The organism is Luteimonas salinilitoris (assembly GCF_041300785.1).
GTDB lineage: Bacteria > Pseudomonadota > Gammaproteobacteria > Xanthomonadales > Xanthomonadaceae > Luteimonas > Luteimonas salinilitoris.
Genome location: NZ_JBFWIB010000001.1, coordinates 339,294 through 356,803 on the forward strand (window position 1 = coordinate 339,294; position 17,510 = coordinate 356,803).

General features: G+C 71.8%; 10 protein-coding genes. 2 read left to right on the top strand and 8 right to left on the bottom strand.

What is annotated here, in order from left to right; all coding sequences use genetic code 11:
• Positions 1-143 precede the first annotated feature (143 nt).
• On the bottom strand, positions 144-2,552 hold the full coding sequence (locus AB5T46_RS01335; protein WP_370562012.1) for a TonB-dependent receptor plug domain-containing protein: 2,409 nt from the start codon (positions 2,550-2,552) through the stop codon (positions 144-146).
• A 368-nt stretch (positions 2,553-2,920) separates the two neighbouring features.
• Between AB5T46_RS01335 and AB5T46_RS01340 the strand changes: the two genes are divergently transcribed.
• Both AB5T46_RS01340 and AB5T46_RS01345 read left to right on the top strand, forming a co-directional pair.
• Positions 2,921-4,903, top strand: a complete 1,983-nt coding sequence (locus AB5T46_RS01340; protein WP_370562013.1) for an ABC-F family ATP-binding cassette domain-containing protein — start codon at positions 2,921-2,923, stop codon at positions 4,901-4,903.
• Between the two features lie 260 nt (positions 4,904-5,163).
• Positions 5,164-6,465, top strand: coding sequence for a S41 family peptidase (locus tag AB5T46_RS01345; RefSeq protein WP_370562014.1), 1,302 nt, complete (start codon positions 5,164-5,166; stop codon positions 6,463-6,465).
• Between the two features lie 287 nt (positions 6,466-6,752).
• Here the strand turns inward: AB5T46_RS01345 and AB5T46_RS01350 are convergent, their stop codons facing one another.
• From AB5T46_RS01350 to AB5T46_RS01380, 7 genes are all read right to left on the bottom strand, one after another.
• Positions 6,753-7,679: a PhzF family phenazine biosynthesis isomerase gene (locus AB5T46_RS01350; protein ID WP_370562015.1), complete on the bottom strand. Its 927-nt coding sequence runs from the start codon at positions 7,677-7,679 to the stop codon at positions 6,753-6,755.
• An 86-nt stretch (positions 7,680-7,765) separates the two neighbouring features.
• On the bottom strand, positions 7,766-9,073 hold the full coding sequence (locus AB5T46_RS01355) for a gluzincin family metallopeptidase (protein WP_370562016.1): 1,308 nt from the start codon (positions 9,071-9,073) through the stop codon (positions 7,766-7,768).
• Positions 9,074-9,081: 8 nt separating this feature from the next.
• Positions 9,082-10,401 (bottom strand): metal-dependent hydrolase family protein, encoded by a 1,320-nt coding sequence (locus AB5T46_RS01360; RefSeq protein WP_370562017.1) that lies wholly within the window; start codon positions 10,399-10,401, stop codon positions 9,082-9,084.
• Complete coding sequence (locus AB5T46_RS01365; RefSeq protein WP_370562018.1) at positions 10,398-11,837, bottom strand: M28 family peptidase; 1,440 nt, start codon at positions 11,835-11,837, stop codon at positions 10,398-10,400. Before AB5T46_RS01365 ends, AB5T46_RS01360 begins: the two co-directional genes overlap by 4 nt.
• The gene (locus AB5T46_RS01370) at positions 11,834-13,666 is read right to left on the bottom strand and encodes a DUF885 domain-containing protein (protein ID WP_370562019.1); all 1,833 of its coding nucleotides are present in this window, start codon (positions 13,664-13,666) and stop codon (positions 11,834-11,836) included. The genes AB5T46_RS01365 and AB5T46_RS01370 overlap by 4 nt, the downstream gene beginning before the upstream one ends.
• Entirely contained in the window at positions 13,663-15,489 is a 1,827-nt protein-coding gene (locus AB5T46_RS01375; RefSeq protein WP_370562020.1) for a DUF885 domain-containing protein, read from the bottom strand. The genes AB5T46_RS01370 and AB5T46_RS01375 overlap by 4 nt, the downstream gene beginning before the upstream one ends.
• Positions 15,486-17,459, bottom strand: coding sequence for a S9 family peptidase (locus tag AB5T46_RS01380; protein WP_370562021.1), 1,974 nt, complete (start codon positions 17,457-17,459; stop codon positions 15,486-15,488). The genes AB5T46_RS01375 and AB5T46_RS01380 overlap by 4 nt, the downstream gene beginning before the upstream one ends.
• Positions 17,460-17,510: the final 51 nt, after the last annotated feature.

Genomic DNA, 17,510 nt, shown 5'->3' on the forward strand with positions numbered 1-17,510 from the left:
CGGGTCTCCCGGTGGATGCGGCGCCGCTGGCGCCGGCGGCGCGCGATCGCCACGGAAAGCACTGGGAAAACATGTTGGCACGGAAACGATAACGCCCGGGTGCAGGCCCGGGCGTCATCGCGTGCGCGCCGTCCGTACCGCCGTTACCAGCGGTAGCCGATCCTGCCGTAGGCGAAGGCGCCGTTGAAGCCGAACGGCGAGGCCGCGCTGTAGGGCAGCTGGCCCGAGTTCGAGTTCACGAAGATCACCTCGTCCGGATAGGCGTCGAACACGTTGTCGGCGCCGACCGTGAAATCCCAGCCGCCGATGGCGTAGGCGGCGGAGACGTCGAGCGTCCACTCGGCGCCGAAGGTCTGGTCGCGGGCCGGATCGCCGTTGAGTACCTCGAACTCGCCGTAGCGCGTAGCCGCGGCGGAGAGCGTCCAGGATCCGCTGTTCCAGACCCCCGACAGGAACAGCTTGTCCGACGGTGCACCGACCGTCACCCGGCCTTGCTCGACACGGCCGATGCGCTCCAGATCGAGATCGCCGGTTTCCAGCTCCGGCGGATTGGGGGCGATGCGCCGGATGTCGGTGTCGTTGTAGTTGAAGCCGGCGGTGAAATCGAGGTTCCCCGCACCCAGCGCCCAGCGGTAGGTGCCGATCAGGTCGACGCCGCGGGTGCGGGTGTCGATGGCGTTGGTGAAATAGCGGCCGCCGTTGACGCCAAAGATCCCGATTTCCGGCCTTTCCAGGAAATCACGGACCGCATCGCCGACCAGGTTTTCCGACAGGATGATGCGATCGTCGATGTCGATCTGGTAGGCGTCGATGGTGACGTACAGTGCATCCACCGGTTGCAGCACCAGGCCGAGACTGACGTTGGTCGATTCCTCGGCCTTGAGCGGTTCGGCGCCGAGCGCGACCGCGACCGGATCGTCGACCGCGAAGGTGCGGACCTCGAACGGCACGCCGCCGATGAAGTTGGTCGAGGTGGACTGGAAGTGCTGCTGCTGCAGCGAGGGCGCGCGGAAGCCGGTGGAGACGGTGCCGCGCAGCGCCACCGCGTCGCTGATGGCGTAGCGCGCCGACAGCTTGCCCGAGGTAGTGCTGCCGAAGTCGCTGTAGTTCTCGTAGCGCGCCGCCAGCCCGGCGCTGAAGCGGTCGCCCAGATCGGCCTCGGCGTCGAGGTAGAACGAGTAGCTGTGGCGGTCGTGCTGGCCGGCATTCGAGGGCTGGAATCCGGGGAACACCTGCGCACCGGGCGGGGCGCGGCTGCCGTCGGGCAGGATCAGGTTGGCATCGGCGTAGGAGGCCGGCTCGCCCGGGCTCTGGTTGAACTTCTCGCCGCGCCATTCGGCGCCCCAAGCGACGGCGACCGGATATTCGAGGCCGACGTCCAGGATCTTGTTGAAGTCGAGGTTGAGCACGTTCTGGCTGACTTCCAGCGCGCCGGCGTGGAAGTTGGTGGGAGAGGTCGGGCCGAGCGTGCGATTGAGGCTGTTCTCGACGTCGAAGGTCAGGTGGTTGATGCCGTGGTTGAAGCTGATGTCGATCCCGGTGCCGCCCGCCGTGGTGCCGCGCAGGCCGATGACGCCTGCGCGGTCGTCGGCGATGTTGCGGATGTTGGGCAGGAAGCCGTCCGGATAGATCTCGGGAATGTTGCGGTTGTCGCCCGCGGGTCGAAAGAAACCGTTGGAGAGCGCATCGCGCTTGCTGTAGGTGCCGAAGGAATAGAACACCACGCCTTCGGCCGGGCTGATCTCGGCGTTGTAGGAGACGGCGCGGCTGTCGACCTCGGGATCGCCGTAGCGCTGTACCACCGCGCCCAGCGGCGGCGAACTGGCCGTGGGCGTGCCCTGGAACGGCCTGGCGCGATCGGTCTGGTCCTGGTGCCCGGCCTGCGCGGCCAGGTGCAGGAAGCCGGCTTCGCCCAGCGCGATGCCGCCGTCGCCGGAGACCTGGTACTGCTCGCCGTCGCCGGCGCTGTACTGGCCGTAGCGCGCCGCGATGCTGCCGCCGGCGTCGCTGCCCTTGAGCACGATGTTGATGACGCCGGCGATGGCGTCGGAGCCGTACTGCGCCGAGGCGCCGTCGCGCAGCACCTCCACGCGCTCGATCGCGGCGATCGGGATCGCGTTGAGGTCGACCGGCGAGGAGCCGCGGCCCTGGCTGCCGTTGAGGTTGATCAGCGCGGTGGTGTGGCGGCGCTTGCCGTTGACCAGCACCAGCACCTGGTCGGGGGCCAGGCCGCGCAGCTGCGCCGGGCGCACCGCGTCGGTGCCGTCGGTGATTGCCGGGCGCGGGAAGTTGAGCGAGGGCAGCGCGCGCGACAGCGCCGTGGCCAGTTCCACCGTGCCGGTGGACTCCAGCGTTTCCGGGGAGATGATGTCGATCGGCGACGCGGATTCGGCGACCGTGCGGTCGGCGACGCGGGTGCCGGTGACGATCAGGGTGTCGAGGGTGGTGGCGCGATCGCGCGGCGCGGGTTCGTCCGCGGTCGGCGACTGCGCCAGTGCGGCGGGGGAGGCGAGCGCCAAGGCGAGGGCAAGCGCGAGGGGGCGGCGTTGCATGAGGGGGGAGACTCCTTTGCTTATCGTGGTGTTTCGGAGGATGTCACCTCGCTGTAACACCTCACCCTGAATGGGTCAACGGTTACATCCTCAACCGCCCGGCGGATGGTCCGCAGCGCGAAATGGCGCACGTTTCGACGGATGGGTGACGGCTGCGCCGGAGACGGCGATGCCTGGTTACCGAATCGATTCGGACGAGGCCGCTGACATTCCAGCACTCGATCTTTCCAGGCTCTACTGACAGCATCCGGCTCCGTCGCCCCCTCACCCCAGCCCTCTCCCCCGCGAGCGGGGGAGAGGGAGCAGGGCGCGGCCGCCGCACCGTGAGTGAAGTGCCGCCGCGCCGGACGTAATAGAATGGTCGGTCCATGATCGCCTTCCGTAATTTCGCCCTGCGCCGCGGCGAACGCCTGCTGCTGTCCGACGTCGACCTGGCCCTGCACGCGGGCTGGCGGCTCGGCGTGGTCGGCCGCAACGGCACCGGCAAGTCGTCGCTGTTCGCGGCGATCCGCGGCGAGGTCGAGGCCGACCGCGGCGACCTGGACGTGCCGAACCGGGTGCGCATCGCCAGCGTCGCGCAGGAGACGCCCTCGCTGCCCGACGCGGCGATCGACTTCGTGCTGTCCGGCGATGTCGAGGTGGCCGCGGCGCTGCGGGCCGAGTCCGAGGCCACCGCCGCCGAGGATTGGGAGGCGGTGGCGGAGGCCCACCACCGCCTGGCCGAGCTCAACGGCTACGACGCCACCGCGCGCGCCGGCAGGCTGCTGCACGGCCTCGGCTTCGCGGCCGAGGCCCACCAGCGGCCGGTGAGCGCGTTCTCCGGCGGCTGGCGGGTGCGCCTGAACCTGGCGCGGGCATTGATGATGCCCAGCGACCTGCTGCTGCTCGACGAGCCGACGAACCATCTCGACCTCGATGCGGTGCTGTGGCTGGAGCAGTGGCTGCTGAAGTATCCGGGCACGCTGCTGCTGATCTCGCACGACCGCGAGTTCCTCGACAACGTCGCCACCCATACCCTGCACCTGCACGACGGCAAGGCCAAGCTCTACGTCGGCGACTACACCGCCTTCGAGCGCCAGCGCTCCGAACACCTGCGCCAGCAGCAGATCGCGCACGAGAAGGAGCAGGCCGAGCGCGCGCACCTGCAGAGCTTCATCGACCGCTTCCGTGCCCAGGCCACCAAGGCCAGGCAGGCGCAGTCGCGGATCAAGCGGCTGGCCAAGCTGGCCGGGACCGAGGCGGTGCGCGCCGAGCGCGAGCTGCGCATCGAACTGCCCGTCCCGCAGAAGCTGCCGCACGCGCTGCTGCGGCTGAACGATGCCGATTGCGGCTATGCAAGTCGAGGAACGAGTGAAGAGGAACGAGAAACGAGTGTGCAGGCCGTGCCCGCGGCGGATGCGGCGACGAAGAACACTCGTTCCTCGTTCCTCGTTCCTCGTTCCTCGGCTGAAACCCCTCCCGTGGCCGTACTACGCGGCGTCGGCTTCGGCCTCGAGCCCGGCGACCGCATCGGCCTGCTCGGCGCCAACGGCGCCGGCAAGTCGACCCTGGTCAAGTCGCTGGTCGGCGAACTGCCGCTGCTGGCCGGCGAGCGCGCCGCGCACCCGGACCTGTGCATCGGCTACTTCGCCCAGCACACGGTCGAAGCGCTGAAGGCGGGTACCTCGCCGATCGATCATCTGCGCGAGCTGGCGCCGGACGCCGCCATCCAGGCGTTCCGCGACTTCCTCGGCAAGTGGAACTTCCCCGGCGACCGCGCGTTCGAGTGCATCGACAACTTCTCGGGTGGCGAGCGCGCACGGCTGGCGCTGGCGCTGATCGCCTGGCGAAAACCCAACGTGCTGCTGCTCGACGAGCCCACCAATCACCTCGACCTCGACATGCGCGAGGCGCTGGCCGAGGCGCTCAGCGACTACGACGGCGCCATCGTGCTGGTCTCGCACGACCGGCACCTGATCGGCCTGGTCTGCGACAGCTTCTGGCGCGTGGCCGACGGCGTGGTGCAACCGTTCGACGGCGACCTCGACGCCTACGCGGCCTGGCTGCGCAGCCGTCCCGGCGAGGACCGCGGCGCGAAATCCACCGCGGCGGCCACGCCCGCCGCCGTGCCGGCGAAGCCGGCCGCGACGAAGCCGAAGATCAATCCACACCGGCTGGCGCGGACCGAGGCGCGCGTCGCCGAGCTGGAGGCGGAAATCGCCACGGTGGAGGCCGGACTGGCCGACCCGGCGGCCTATGCCGGCGACGCTCCGCGTGCGGCCAGGCTGGGCCAGCGCCAGCGCGAACTGCGCGCGGCGCTGGAGAAGGCGGAAGCCGAACTGCTGGCGCTGTACGAGGCCGACGTCGCCTAGCCGCCCGGCCGCGTGAGCGGTAGTCGGCGGATATCGCCGCCAACAATGGCCAACCCGACGCCTGCCGCCGTTCCCCTGCGGCACGGCCAGCCGCCGTGGGTCGAGTCGCGACGGTTTGCGTCGCTGCCGCATCTTTCTCGAAAAGCCCCGACGGAACCGCCGGCTCCGCTGCACGACGACGGCCCGGCGGCCCTCTCGACGGCGTCCGCGCCCGGTCTCCAATCCGCCGGGTCCGACGATCCCATCCCGGAGTCATCGCCATGCCGAATGCCGCACGCCTTGCAGGACGCCTCATCGCCTTTTGCCTGGTCGCCGCGACTGCGACTGCCGCCGCCGCCGATCCGCGCGGCCATGTGGCCGGCGTGGCGCAGGTGGTGGAGGCGCGCTATTACGATCCCGCCCGCGGCAAGGAGATCGCCGATCGTCTGCGCGCCGACGCGGCGCAGGGGACGTTCGACGCGTTGCGCGATCCACGCGATCTGGCCACGGCGCTCACCGGCCATCTGCGACCGATCGACCGCCATTTCTCGGTGCGCTGGTCGCCGGAGCCGGCGTCCGTGCCGGAACACCGAGGGGACTCGCCCGCTTCGTCCGCGCCGCCGCTGGACCGGGATCGCCGCGGCAACTACGGCGTCCGCCGCGTCGAGGTGCTGCCCGGCAACGTCGGCTACATCGACCTGCGGCAGTTCGCCCATTTCGACTTCGAGGCGCCGGCGCCGCCGGCCCGCCGCGCCATCGAGGCCGCCCTGCAGCTGGTCGCGCACGCCGATGCGCTGGTCATTGACCTGCGCGGCAACGGCGGCGGCTCGCCGGCGATGGTCGGCTACCTGGCCAGTGCGTTCACGCCCCGCGGCGCGGACATCTACAACGTCTTCCATGCCCGCGAAGGCACCACCAGCGAGGCGCCGGGCGACTGGTACCCCACGCCGCGGCTGGACACGCCGCTCTACCTGCTGACCAGCGCCCGCACCGGTTCGGCGGCCGAAGCCTTCGCCTACACCCTGCAGAATGCCGGGCGCGCCACCGTGGTCGGCGAGGCGACCGCGGGCGCCGCCAATCCCGGCGCGGAGTTCGAGGCCGGCCATGGTTTCCGTGTGTTCGTCTCCACCGGCTCGCCGGTGAGCCCCGTCACCGGACGCAACTGGGAAGGCGACGGCGTGCAGCCGGACGTGGCCGTGGCTCCCGCCGATGCCCTGTCGACCGCCAGGGTGCTGGCGCTGGAAGCGATGCTCGAACGCGACCTGCCGGATGCCGATGCCGTCGATGCGCGCTGGGTGCTGGAGACGCTGCGCGCGCAAGCCGCGCCGTTCGGGTCGGCGCCGTTTGAGGATTACACCGGCGACTACGGACCTGTCGCCGTCGGCACGCTGGACGAGCGCCTGTTCCTGCGCAATGGCCGGCGCCCGCCGCAGTACCTGGTGCCGCTCGGCGAAGACCTGTTCGCGGTGGCCGACGATCCGGGCCTGCGCGTCCGCTTCGAGCGCGACGCGCAGGGACGGGTGGCCGCGCTGGAAACCCTGGGCTCCGACGGTCGCTCCAGCCGCTTCCGCCGTGGTGGATAGTGCTGGCGGCCGGCCGGGGCAGCAGATGGCTTCGCTGCGATCCGGCAGCTGTCGGCGGTATGCGCGGCCGGGTTGATGCGCCGCCAGCGCGAACTGCGCGAGGCGCTGGCCGGGGAGTCGAAGCGGAATCGCCGGCCCTGGGCGAGGCCGATGCCGCCTGAAGTGTCGATCGGCCCCGATGCGTCCGCAGCCGGGCTCTGGACAACGCGGCTGCGCCTGGGCTGATCGTAGAGCGGAGCTTGCTCCGCTGTCGGCTCCGGAGCCCGTGCAGCCGAGCAAGCTCGGCTCTACGAGAGCGTGCCGATCGGCGCGTAGCGCTGGCCGAGCACGGCCCGGCCCTCGATCGTCACGGCGACGGGTGCGCCGCCGTCGACCCGCACCGTGACATCGACATGGCCGTGGCGTCCGTCGCCCGCGCGCTGGCGGGCGCGGAAGCGCGCCTCGCCATCGCGCGCGGCCAGCAGGCCGTAGCGCACCAGGTAGGCGCCGAGCGGTCCGTTGGCATTGCCGGTGACCGGGTCCTCGTCGATCCCGATCGCCGGCGCGAACATGCGGCCGTGGCTGCCGGCATCGTCATCGTCGGCGGTGTCGAGCGTGAACACGAAATAGCCGTTGCTGCCCACCTGCGGGCTCAGCGCCGCCAGTCGCGCCAGGTCCGGCTGCAGCGCGCGCAGGCGCGCATGGCGTTCCAGCCCGATCATCAGTTTCCCGTGACCGGTGGAGACGACCTGCAAGGGACAGCGGAAGTCGAGATCGCCGGTCTCCACGCCCAGCGCCGCCAGCACCTGCCGGACCAGGTCCGGGGCGAGCGGCGGCGCGAATTCCGGCGGGCTCTGGGCGATCCGGACGACGGTGTCGTCGCCGTCGCGCAGGGTTTCGACGATCTGCACGCCGGCGCCTGTCAGCTGGCGCCGGATCCCGGGCGGCGCGCCCTCCAGCGCCAGCGCGTAGTGCGCGGCGACGGTGGCGTGGCCGCAGACCGGGACTTCGTGGCTCGGGGTGAAGAAGCGCAGGTACAGATCGTGATCGTCGCCCGGCGGCGGCAGCACGAATGCGGTCTCGGAATGACCGAGGGCATGCGCGATCGCCTGCATGCCGGCCTCGTCCAGGCCCGAGGCGTCGGTGACCACGCCGGCGCGATTGCCCTGTCCGGGTTCGGTGGTGAAGGCGTCGATCCTGTAGATCTTCGGGTCATCCATGTTGTCGACGGCCATGTTGTCAGCTGTCCGTACGTAGAGGGGGTGTCTATCGTAAGCGGGTCTTGTCGCCGGCCGCATCGTCGCCAAGGGGCCGGCGTCCGCTACGGGGCGTCCGCGCCCGCTTCGCCATCCGCGGTGAGCGGCCCGTCGCTGCGCAGCGCCGCGTCGAAGCCGGCCGCCGCGTCCGCGCCCGCCTCGGCGGCCAGCGCCTGCAGGAACTGCGCGGTCTCGCGCGGTGGGTTGCGACCGAGGGTCGCCAGCACCCGATCCAGGGCGGCGCGGCCGACCGCCTCCTCGAGTTCGAACAGCAGCAGCGGGCCGCGCCGGTACAGCTGGTCGGCGCTCGGGCGGCCGTGGCCGATGACCGGGCCGGCGGCCTCGCCGCGCTCGCGGATGCGCTCGATCAGCCGCTGCGCGTCGGCGATGCCGAAGGTCGCCTCGACGTAGCGGATCGCGGCGTACTCGGCCACCGATTCGGACAGCCAGTAGTGCTCGGTCAGCGCATCGGCTGGCGACCACCAGGCGTGGGCGAACTCGTGGGCGATGTGCCGGGCCGGGTTGGCCTCGGGAAAGTCCTGCTTGGCCGCTTCGCGTGCGGCGGCGCCGCCGTCGGAGAGCACCATGTATCCGGAACGCACGTAGCTCATGGTCTGTTCGCGCGAGACCACCACAATGCGAAACGGCTCGCGCAGCGGGCCGAACCACGCCTGGAAGAACTCGCCCGCCTGCGCCGCGTGCTTGCGGAACAGCGAGGTCAGCACCCCGTCCGGATCGACGGCGTGGAACTCGGCGCCGGAGAGGATCTCGCGCTGCAGCCCGCGCGCGGCGATCAGCGGCAGGTCGATGTCCGGCCGGGTGCGGACCATGCGCACCGCGCCGTCGTCGGTCCGCGCCAGTTCGCCCTGCGAGACCGACACGTAGTCCGCCGGAATGCCCTGGAAGGTGGCGTCGACGGTGAACTGCAGGCCGATGTCCTCGCGCACCGGGAACCACATGTTGTCGACGGAAAGCTCGATCCGGTCTTCCGCGAACGCCGCCACGCTGTTCGCCCCTCCGGTCAGCGGCCCGGAATAGTCCAGCTCCAGGCGCGCCGGCCCCGGCGCGGCGAACTGGGCGGTGATCTTCTGCAGGCCGGCGAACGGCTTGTCGGTGGCGGCGATCGCCACGTTGCCGCCGGCACCGGCATCGGCGCGATCGATCGCGAAGCGCTCGCCGAGCAGGAATGACACCGGCGCGGCGGCGGCCTCGGCCGTCAGCTCGATCGCCACGCGCGCGTGCAGCGTGCCGTCGGCATCGATCCGCGCCTGCAGCGTGTAGTGCGCCGGCGCGGTCTCCGGCGCGGTGGTGTCCGCGCGCGCGGGCCCGGCGACCAGCGCCAACGCCGCCAACACGACTCCCCAGACTTGCATGTGACCTCCTATTGATCCTTGTGGATGACGCCGGCCTTCATCACGAACCGCACCCGCCGCAGCACGTCCACGTCCTGCAGCGGATCGCCGTCGACCGCGATCAGGTCGGCGGCCATGCCCGGGGCGAGGCGGCCGACCTCATCCGCCAGGCCGAGATGCGCTGCGGCGTTGACCGTGGCGGTGCGGACCGCCTCCAGCGGCGTCAGCCCGGCCGCCACCAGCAGGCCGAACTCGCGGGCGTTGTCGCCGTGACGGCTGACCCCGGAATCGGTGCCGAAGGCGATCGGCACGCCGCCAGCGTGGGCGCGACGCGCCATCTCCAGCATCGCCGGGCCGACCGATGCGGCCTTGGCCTTCGCCGCCGGACTCAGGAACGAATCGGGGTCGGCTGCCCAGCCGGCCACGGTGTCGCCGGCCAATAGCGTGGGCACGAGCCAGGCGCCGTTGTGCTTGAACAGCGCCACCGAGTCCTGGTCCAGCCAGGTGCCGTGCTCGATCGCGTCGCCGCTGGCGCGCAAGAACGCGTTGACGCCGGCGGTGCCATGCGCGTGCGCGGTGACGCGGCGACCGAGTGCGTGCGCGGTGTCGACGATGGCCTGCAGCTCGGCGTCGGTGAACTGCTGGTCGACGCCGGCATCCGCGTCCGAGAGCACCGCGCCGGTGGCGACGATCTTGATCAGGTCGGCGCCGCGCTGGACCTGCTGGCGCACCAGGCGCCTGCAGTCGTCGGCGCCGGAGCACAGGTTGGGCCGCTGCAGCGCGCGGGTGACGTCGCCGCGGTAGCCGAACAGGTCGCCCTCGCCGCCGTGCGGGCTGAGCACGTTGCCGGCGGCGAGGATCCGCGGCCCGGGCAGCTTGCCCGCGGCGATGCCGTCGCGCAGGGCGAAGATCGCCTCGTTCTCGGCGCCGAGGTCGGCGACCGTGGTGAACCCGGCCTCGAGGGTCAGGCGCGCGAACGCCACCCCGTTGATGGCGAGGTCGGCGGCGCTGCGCACCGTGCGCAGCAGCTTGTCGTCAGGCCCGTTCTCGTGGCCCAGGTGCACGTGGCTGTCGATCAGGCCGGGCAGCACGAAGCGGTCGGACAGGTCGATGGTCTGGCCTGGCGTACCGACGTAGCCCTCGCGCAGATCGACGACCCGCCCGCCCTCGACCACCACGGTCATCCGCGACAGCACCTGGCCGCCGGCCGGATCGGCCAGCAGCCGGCCGACGTGGATGTATCGAGGTCCGTCCTGCTTCGGCGGGGAGGCGAGCGCGGGGACCAGCGCCAGCCAGGCCGCCAGCGCCAGCCACGCAGCGCGCGCGCGGGCGGGCCGGCGCGGGCTCATTCGGCCGCCTGCGCAGCGGAGAGGGCGCGGAAGTCCGCCCCGGTCTCGGCCGCCAGCCACATCAGCGCGGCCCAGGCGGCGACGTTCTGGTCCAGGTTCGCCGGGTCGATCTTGTCCAGGGTGTCGTCGGCGGTGTGATGGAGATCGAAGTAGCCGCTGCCGTCCTGGCGCAGCACGAACGCCGGCACCCCGGCCTCGACCAGCGGCGCGATGTCGACGCCGCCGCGCCCCGGCGGCTCGCGCGAGGGCACGATCGCCATCGGCGTGAGCACCCGGTACAGGGCGCGGCCGAAGCCGCTGTCCGCGACCCCGGGCGGCAGCGAGAGCGCCTGCGCCGCGCCGGCGCCGAAGTCGCTCTTCATCGCCAGCACGTGGTCCTGAACCTCGGCGGCGTGGCGCTCGAGGTAGGCGGCGCCGCCGGTCTCGGGCGTATGCGGCTGGGCGACCTCCTCGGCGCCGTACAGCACCACCCGCAGGCTGCGCCGCGGCCGCTGCGGCAGGCGTGCGATCAGTTCCGCCGCGGCGACCACGACCGCCACGCCGGCGCCGTCGTCGATCGCGCCGGTCCCGGCATCCCAGCTGTCCAGGTGCGCCGCCAGCACGATCGTCTGGTCCGGGGTCTCGCGGCCGCGCAGCTCGGCGACCACGTTCTGGGAATGGGTGTGCACGTGCCGGGCCTGCGAATGCAGCCGCACGCGGACCGGCTCCCCCAGCGCCAGCAGGCGCTCGATCTGGTCGGCGTCGGCGCCGGCCAGCGCGAAGCTCGGCAGCGGCACCCGGCCGTCGCGGTAGCGGGTGGAACCGACATGGGCGAAGCGCGCCGTGCCGGTGCCGATCGAACGCAGCAGCAGGGCGACCGCGCCGCGGTCGGCGGCCTCGCCGGGCGCGAACAGGCGTCCGGGCACCAGCGCGCCGTAGGCGCCGGCGATGCGCGGCATCCGCTGGTTGACCAGGGCGATGCGGCCCTCGAGCGCGCCGGCGGGCGCGGCGCGCAGGGCGTCCAGGCTATCGAACAGCACCACCTCGCCCTCGATGCCGCCGGTGGGCGTGGCCGGCGAGCCGCCGAGCGCTGCCGCCACCAGGCGCTGCGGGTGCGCGCCGACGATCTCCACCGATTCCTCGCCGCGGACCCAGCCCACCAGCGGGAAACGCTGGACCTCGACGCGGTCGAACCCGAGCGCGCGCAGCCGTGCGGCGGCCCAGTCCGCGGCCGCGTGCTCGGCGGCCGATCCGGCCGGGCGCGGGCCGAAGCGCGTGGTCAGCTCGCTGACGAAGTCGTAGGCGATGGTCTCGCCGGCCAGGGCGCGATCGCGCAGCTGCGCGGCGGTCCGCTCGATGTCGTCGGCGGCCATCGCCGGCCGGGCGAGTGCGAGCAGTGCGGCCAGGCAGCACAGCAACGAAAGCGCGGAGCGCAGCCGGAGACGGGATCGCATCATTCTGGATCTCCCTGCTGCAGTTGTTGCCCGATCCACGCATCGACCACCTGGTCCAGCAGCGGCAGCGGTAGCGGCCCGCTGCCGAGCACCGTGTCGTGGAAACCGCGCAGGTCGAAGTACGCGCCGCGCGTGCGTTCGGCACGCTCGCGCAGCGCCTGGATGTGGAGCATGCCGACGTAGTAGGCCGTCGCCTGTCCGGGCAGGACGACGTAGCGCTCGACCTCGCGGCGGTTGTCGTAGTGCGAGGCCGGCGTGTTCGCGTCCAGCCAGGCGATCGCGCGGTCGCGGCTCCAGCGCCTGGCGTGCAGCCCGGTATCCACCACCAGCCGCGCCGCGCGCATCAGCGCCAGCGACAGGCGGCCGAAGTCGGCGTACGGGTCCTGGTAGAGGCCCAGCTCCTTCGGCAGCGCTTCGGCGTACAGCGACCAGCCCTCGCTGAAGGCCGCGATCGAGGCGTAGCGGCGGAACGCCGGCACGCCCTCGAGCTGATGCGCGATCATCGTCTCGGTGTGATGGCCGGGCACTGCCTCGTGGTAGAGCTGTACCGGCAGTTGGTAGCGCGGCGCGGCGCCCATGTCGTGTAGGTTGATGTAGAACACGCCGGGATCGCTGCTGCCGGGCTGCGGACTGCGGTAGAACGCCTTGGGCGCGGTCGCCTCGCGCCAGGGCTCCACGGCGCGCACCACCACCGGCGTCGCGGGGATCCGGGTGATCAGCTCGTCCTGGCGCGCGAGAATTTCCTTCAGCAGGGTATCGGCGTCGGCGAGGTACGCATCGCGGCCGGCCTGGCTGTCGGGATAGCGGAACCGGGAGTCGGTGCGTACGTGGGCGAAGAAGGCCTGCAGGTCGCCCTCGAAGCCGACCGCCTGCTTGATCGCGCGCATCTGCGCGTGGATCGCCGCGACCTCGCGCAGGCCGGTGTCGTGCAGCGTATCGGCATCGACGCTCAGGGTGGTGTAGTGACGCAGCAGCGAGGCGTAGTACTCGGCGCCATCGGGCAGGCGCCAGACGCCGTCCTCTTCGCCGGCCAGTTCGGCGGCGGCCTCCAGGTGCGCGATGAGCCTGCCGTAGCCCGCCCGGAAGCCGCCGGTCAGGGCCTCGGTGGCGCGCTGCAGCAACGCCCGCTTCTCGTCGTCGGGCCAGCCGAGCTGTTCGAGCTTGGTGCTGAAATCCGCATACAGCGGGCTGTCCTGCGCCGAGTCGTCGAACGGCCTGCCGCGCAGCTGGTTGCCGGCCGCATCCAGCACCAGGGCATGGACGAAGCGCGGCGGCCGCACCCCGGCCGCCTCCTGGAGCTGCAGCGCGGCGACCACCTCGGCCATCAGCCCGTCGACGCGCTGCAGCCGGGCGATGTAGGCCTCGGCATCGGCGCGACTGCGGACCGGGTGGTGACTGATGAGGGTATCGGGGACGCGGGAGTGCAGCCCGCCCATCTGGGTCAGCAGGTAGTCGTGCCGCTGCCAGCGCAGGCGCTGCAGGCGATCCTCGGCGAACGCGACGTACAGGCGCCGGCTGAGCGCCGCCTGCGTGCCGAGTTTCGCGTTGTCGAATCCCTCGAGCGCCGCCAGGTCCCGGCGCAGCGCGGCGGCTTCCGCCTCGCGGCGGCCATCGCCGACCTCGTCCCAGCGGTCCTGCGCGTCGCGCAGACCGAGCCGCGACTGGCGGATCGGGCTGCGCTGCAGCTCGCGCTGCCAGGCCTGTGCGAAAAACGCATCCAGGCGCGCTTCCTCCGACGGCGGCGCCGGCGTAGCCGCGCCCCCGGTACCGGCCCATGCGCAGGCGAGCAGGATCACGGCCCAGCGTTTCGCGGCGCTTCCCGGTGGAATCATGCGGATCGGCCCTCGGCCCCGTTGGTGATCCACTGTCCGGTCCGTTCTTCGAGCAGCGGCAACGGCAGTGGACCCTCGCCCAGCAGCGCATCGTTGAAATCGCGCAGCCGGAAGGCCGTCCCGAGTTCGCGCCGAGCCCGCGCCTGCAGTTCGACCAGGCTGCGCTTGCCGAGCTGGTAGGCGGTGGCCTGGCCTGGGGTCACCAGATAGCGCCGGACCGCGATGGCGTTGGCGGGTGCCGCGTCGAAGGTGTTGTCGTCCAGCCAGCGCAGCGCCCGTTGCGGACTCCAGCGGCGCGCGTGCAGGCCGGTGTCGACCACCAGCCGGCCGGCACGCATCAGTTCGCTCGACAGCCGCCCGAGGTCCTGCCACGGGTCCTCGTACAGGCCGAGGTCGACCGGAAGCTGTTCGGCGTACAGGGCCCAGCCCTCGCTGAAGGCGGTATAGCCGCCGTGGCGACGGAAGTCCGGCAGGTTCTGCAGCGAGGCGGAGACCGAACGCTCGAGGTGGTGGCCGGGCACGCCTTCGTGGCAGGCGAGGGCGGTGAGCTCGTGGCGGGGCAGGTTGCCCATGTCGCGCAGGTTGTAGCGCACGATCCCCGGACGCGAGCCGTCCTGCGACGGTGGGAAATAGCCGGCAATGCCGGCCGAGACTTCCAGCCACGGTTCCACCCGCCTCACCCCGACCCGGGCGGGTGGTCGGAACCCGGTCAGCGCGTCGAGCCGCGCCGACACCGCCTCGATGACCGCTTCGGCGGCGGCCAGGTAATCGCTGCGCCCGGCATCGGTATCGGGATAGCGGGCGTCGGGGTCCGAGCGCGCCCGCTCGATCAGCTCGCGCAGCGTGTCGCGATGGCCGAGGCGCGGCGCCAGCGTGCGGATCTCGTCGTGCAGGCGCGCGGTCTCCTCCAGACCGATCGCGTGCACGCGGTCCGGATCCAGCGTCAGGGTCGATTCGGTGCGCAGCATCGCCGCGTAGTAGGCATCGCCTTGCGGCAGGGACCAGACGCCGGCGGTCGACGGCGCATCGCCCTGCGCCGCCTGCAGCCAGGCGATCAGCCGGCGGAACCCGGGAGCGAAGCCGTCTTGCATCGCGGCGACGGCGTCGCGCCGCAGCGCATCCGCGCCCTCCAGTCCTGCGGCGGCGAGTTTGGCGTCGAAGTCGACGAGGATGGCGTTGTCGCCCTCGCCATCGAAGGGAGTGCCGCGCAGCAGACGGGTGCAGGTGTCGACCACCGGCGCCAGCGTGGAGGCGGGCGGGCAGATCCCCGCCGCTTGCTGCTCGCGCAGGCCGTCCACCACCTGTCGCATGTAGCCATCCACGCCGCGCAGGCGCTCGATGTAGGCCTGGGCGTCCGCGCGGCTGGCGATGGGGTGCCGGTCGATCAGGGTCTGCGGCACGGTCCGCTGCGGTCCGCGCATCTGGCAGACCGGGTAGTGGTGGCTGCGCCAGTGCAGCCGGCGCAGCGCCTGCTCGGTGTCGTAGCGGAACAGGCAATGATCGAGCCGCGCGGCCTGCGGCAGGGGGCTGGGGTCTATGGCGCGCAATTCGGCGAGGTCGCCGCGCAGCAGGTCGATGTCCTCTTGCCGGTGCTGTGCACCGACATCGTCCCAGCGGTGGTGATCGGTGTTCAGCCCCAGCGTCGCCTGCAGCAGCGGACTCCGGCGCAAGCGCCGCGCGAAGCTGCGCTCGAACAGTTCGGCCAGTCGCCGGGACTGCTCGGCCCCGCCGACGCCAAGCGCGGGCAGAGCCGCGAGCGCGGCGCCCGCGGCGGCCCCGGCAAGGAAGCCGCGGCGGCTGAGGTTGGGGCCCGACGTGATCACTGCCGTCCCGAGGTCTCGCCGTCCGTCATGGCCGGTTGCGGATCCGGGGCCGGCGGGGGCGCCGCATCGCGCACATGGCGGTCGAGGAACTCGCGGATGGTGCGATAGGCCACGACCTGGTTGGCCTTCTTGCGGAAGCCGTGGCCTTCGTCGGGAAACACGACGTATTCGACCGGCACGCCGTTGGCCCGCACCCGCTCGACGATGTCCTCCGACTCCACCGGCAGCACCCGCGGATCGTTGGCGCCCTGCAGCACCAGCAGCGGCCTGCGGATGTTGCCGGCGTGGAAGGCCGGCGAGATCGCCTCGAAGCGCTCGGGGTCGGCTTCCCAGTCTCCCATCTCGCTCTTGAGCAGGCGGCGCAGGTCCTCCCACCACTCCGGCGTGTTGGCCAGCAGCCGCGTCCAGTTGGAGACGCCGTAGATGTTCACCCCGGCGGCGAACACGTCGGGCCGGAACGCCAGCGCCGCCAGCGCCATGAAGCCGCCGTAGGAGCCGCCCATCACCGCGATGCGGTCCGGATCGACCAGTCCGGTGTCGATCAGCATCTGCCGGGAGGCGACCACGTCGTCGAGATCGGCCTCGCCGTGGCGGCCGTCGTCGAGATGGTAGAAGGTCTTGCCGGACCCGGAGGAGCCGCGGTTGTTGATCTCGTAGACCACGTAGCCGTGGTTGACCAGGTACTGGACCATCGGCTTGAAGCCGATCCTGCTCTCGCCGCCCGGGCCGCCGTGTACCCAGATCGCGGCCGGTCGCGTCTCGCCCTCGACAATGCCCTTGGGCACGTAGAGGATGCCGGGCACGATCACCCCGTCGTGGGAATGGAAGCGCACCACCCGTCCCGGCACCAGGTCGCCGGCCGGGATGCCGGGCGGCAGTGAATCGACCAGGCGGACCGGCGCGTCCGCGCCGGCCGGGTACAGGCGCAGATCGCCGGGCATGTCGCCCGCGCTCTCGACCGTGGCGATCGCGCCGGTGGGGGACAGCGCGAAATTGGCGACCGTCGCCGGCGCCGCATCCAGCACCCGCTGCCGCTCGAGGGTACCGGGGTCGAACAGGTGGACCACGGTGCGCGCGTCGTGGTTGACGAACGCGGCCAGACGGGTGCCGTCGGCGGACAGCCGCGCGCCGGTGACGTCCCAGTCGACGGCAAGGACCGTGGTGCGTTCGCCGCTCTCGAGGTCGAGGCGCTCCAGGCGGCTGAACTCGCCGCCGGCGTCGCTGGTGAGAAACAGCTGCCGGCCGTCGCGGGAGAATTCCTGCGGCACGCAGGCGATCCTGCGGCCCTGTTCGGTGAGCCGGCGCATGCGGCGGCTCTCGACCTCGTAGACGAAGCAGTCGGTGTGGGCGTTGTCGTGGATCCGGCTCAGCGCCACCAGGCGGCGGTCGCCGCTGACCGCATGCATCTGGTAGGCGGCGTCGTTGGTGAACAGCCGCCGGCGTGAGTAGTCCGTGGTCGAGTACTCGTACAGGTCGAAGTGGCGCGGATCGCGCTCGTTGGTGGCGGCGAAGAACGACGCTCCGTCCGGGGCCCAGGCGACGAACCGCGCCTTGAGGCGTTCGCCGGGGGTCAGGTCGCGGCTTTCGCCGTCGGGCTCGCGGACGTAGAGGTGATGGAGTTCGTTGCCGCCGTGGTCGCTGGCGTAGAGCACGCGCTCCCCATCGGGGAACCAGCCGATCGCCAGTACCGTCTCGTCCGAGTCGGTCAGCGCTTCGGCGGCGCCGCCGGCCGCCGGCATCACGTACAGGTTGGCCACGCCGCTGCGCTTGCTGGTGAACTGCAGCAGCTCGCCGTCGGGCGAGAAGTCCAGCCCGGCGATCTCGTCGAACGCCATCAGCTGCTCGATGTCGTGGCGCGGCGGCGGCGGCGCGATGGCATCTGCGGTGGCGGCGACCTCAGCGGAGGGCGATGGCGAACACGCCGGCAGCAGCGTCAGCGACAGCAGGATGATGGATAGCAGATGTTTCAACAGGCGATTCCTCGATGCACGGAGGCGGCCGGCCATGGACGGCGCGCCGGG

Bases quoted from the DNA above. Each gene is read 5' to 3' on its own strand.
- AB5T46_RS01335 (WP_370562012.1), bottom strand. From the start codon at position 2,552: ATGCAACGCCGCCCCCTCGCGCTTGCCCTCGCCTTGGCGCTCGCCTCC.
- AB5T46_RS01340 (WP_370562013.1), top strand. From the start codon at position 2,921: ATGATCGCCTTCCGTAATTTCGCCCTGCGCCGCGGCGAACGCCTGCTG.
- AB5T46_RS01345 (WP_370562014.1), top strand. From the start codon at position 5,164: ATGCCGAATGCCGCACGCCTTGCAGGACGCCTCATCGCCTTTTGCCTG.
- AB5T46_RS01350 (WP_370562015.1), bottom strand. From the start codon at position 7,679: ATGGCCGTCGACAACATGGATGACCCGAAGATCTACAGGATCGACGCC.
- AB5T46_RS01355 (WP_370562016.1), bottom strand. From the start codon at position 9,073: ATGCAAGTCTGGGGAGTCGTGTTGGCGGCGTTGGCGCTGGTCGCCGGG.
- AB5T46_RS01360 (WP_370562017.1), bottom strand. From the start codon at position 10,401: ATGAGCCCGCGCCGGCCCGCCCGCGCGCGCGCTGCGTGGCTGGCGCTG.
- AB5T46_RS01365 (WP_370562018.1), bottom strand. From the start codon at position 11,837: ATGATGCGATCCCGTCTCCGGCTGCGCTCCGCGCTTTCGTTGCTGTGC.
- AB5T46_RS01370 (WP_370562019.1), bottom strand. From the start codon at position 13,666: ATGATTCCACCGGGAAGCGCCGCGAAACGCTGGGCCGTGATCCTGCTC.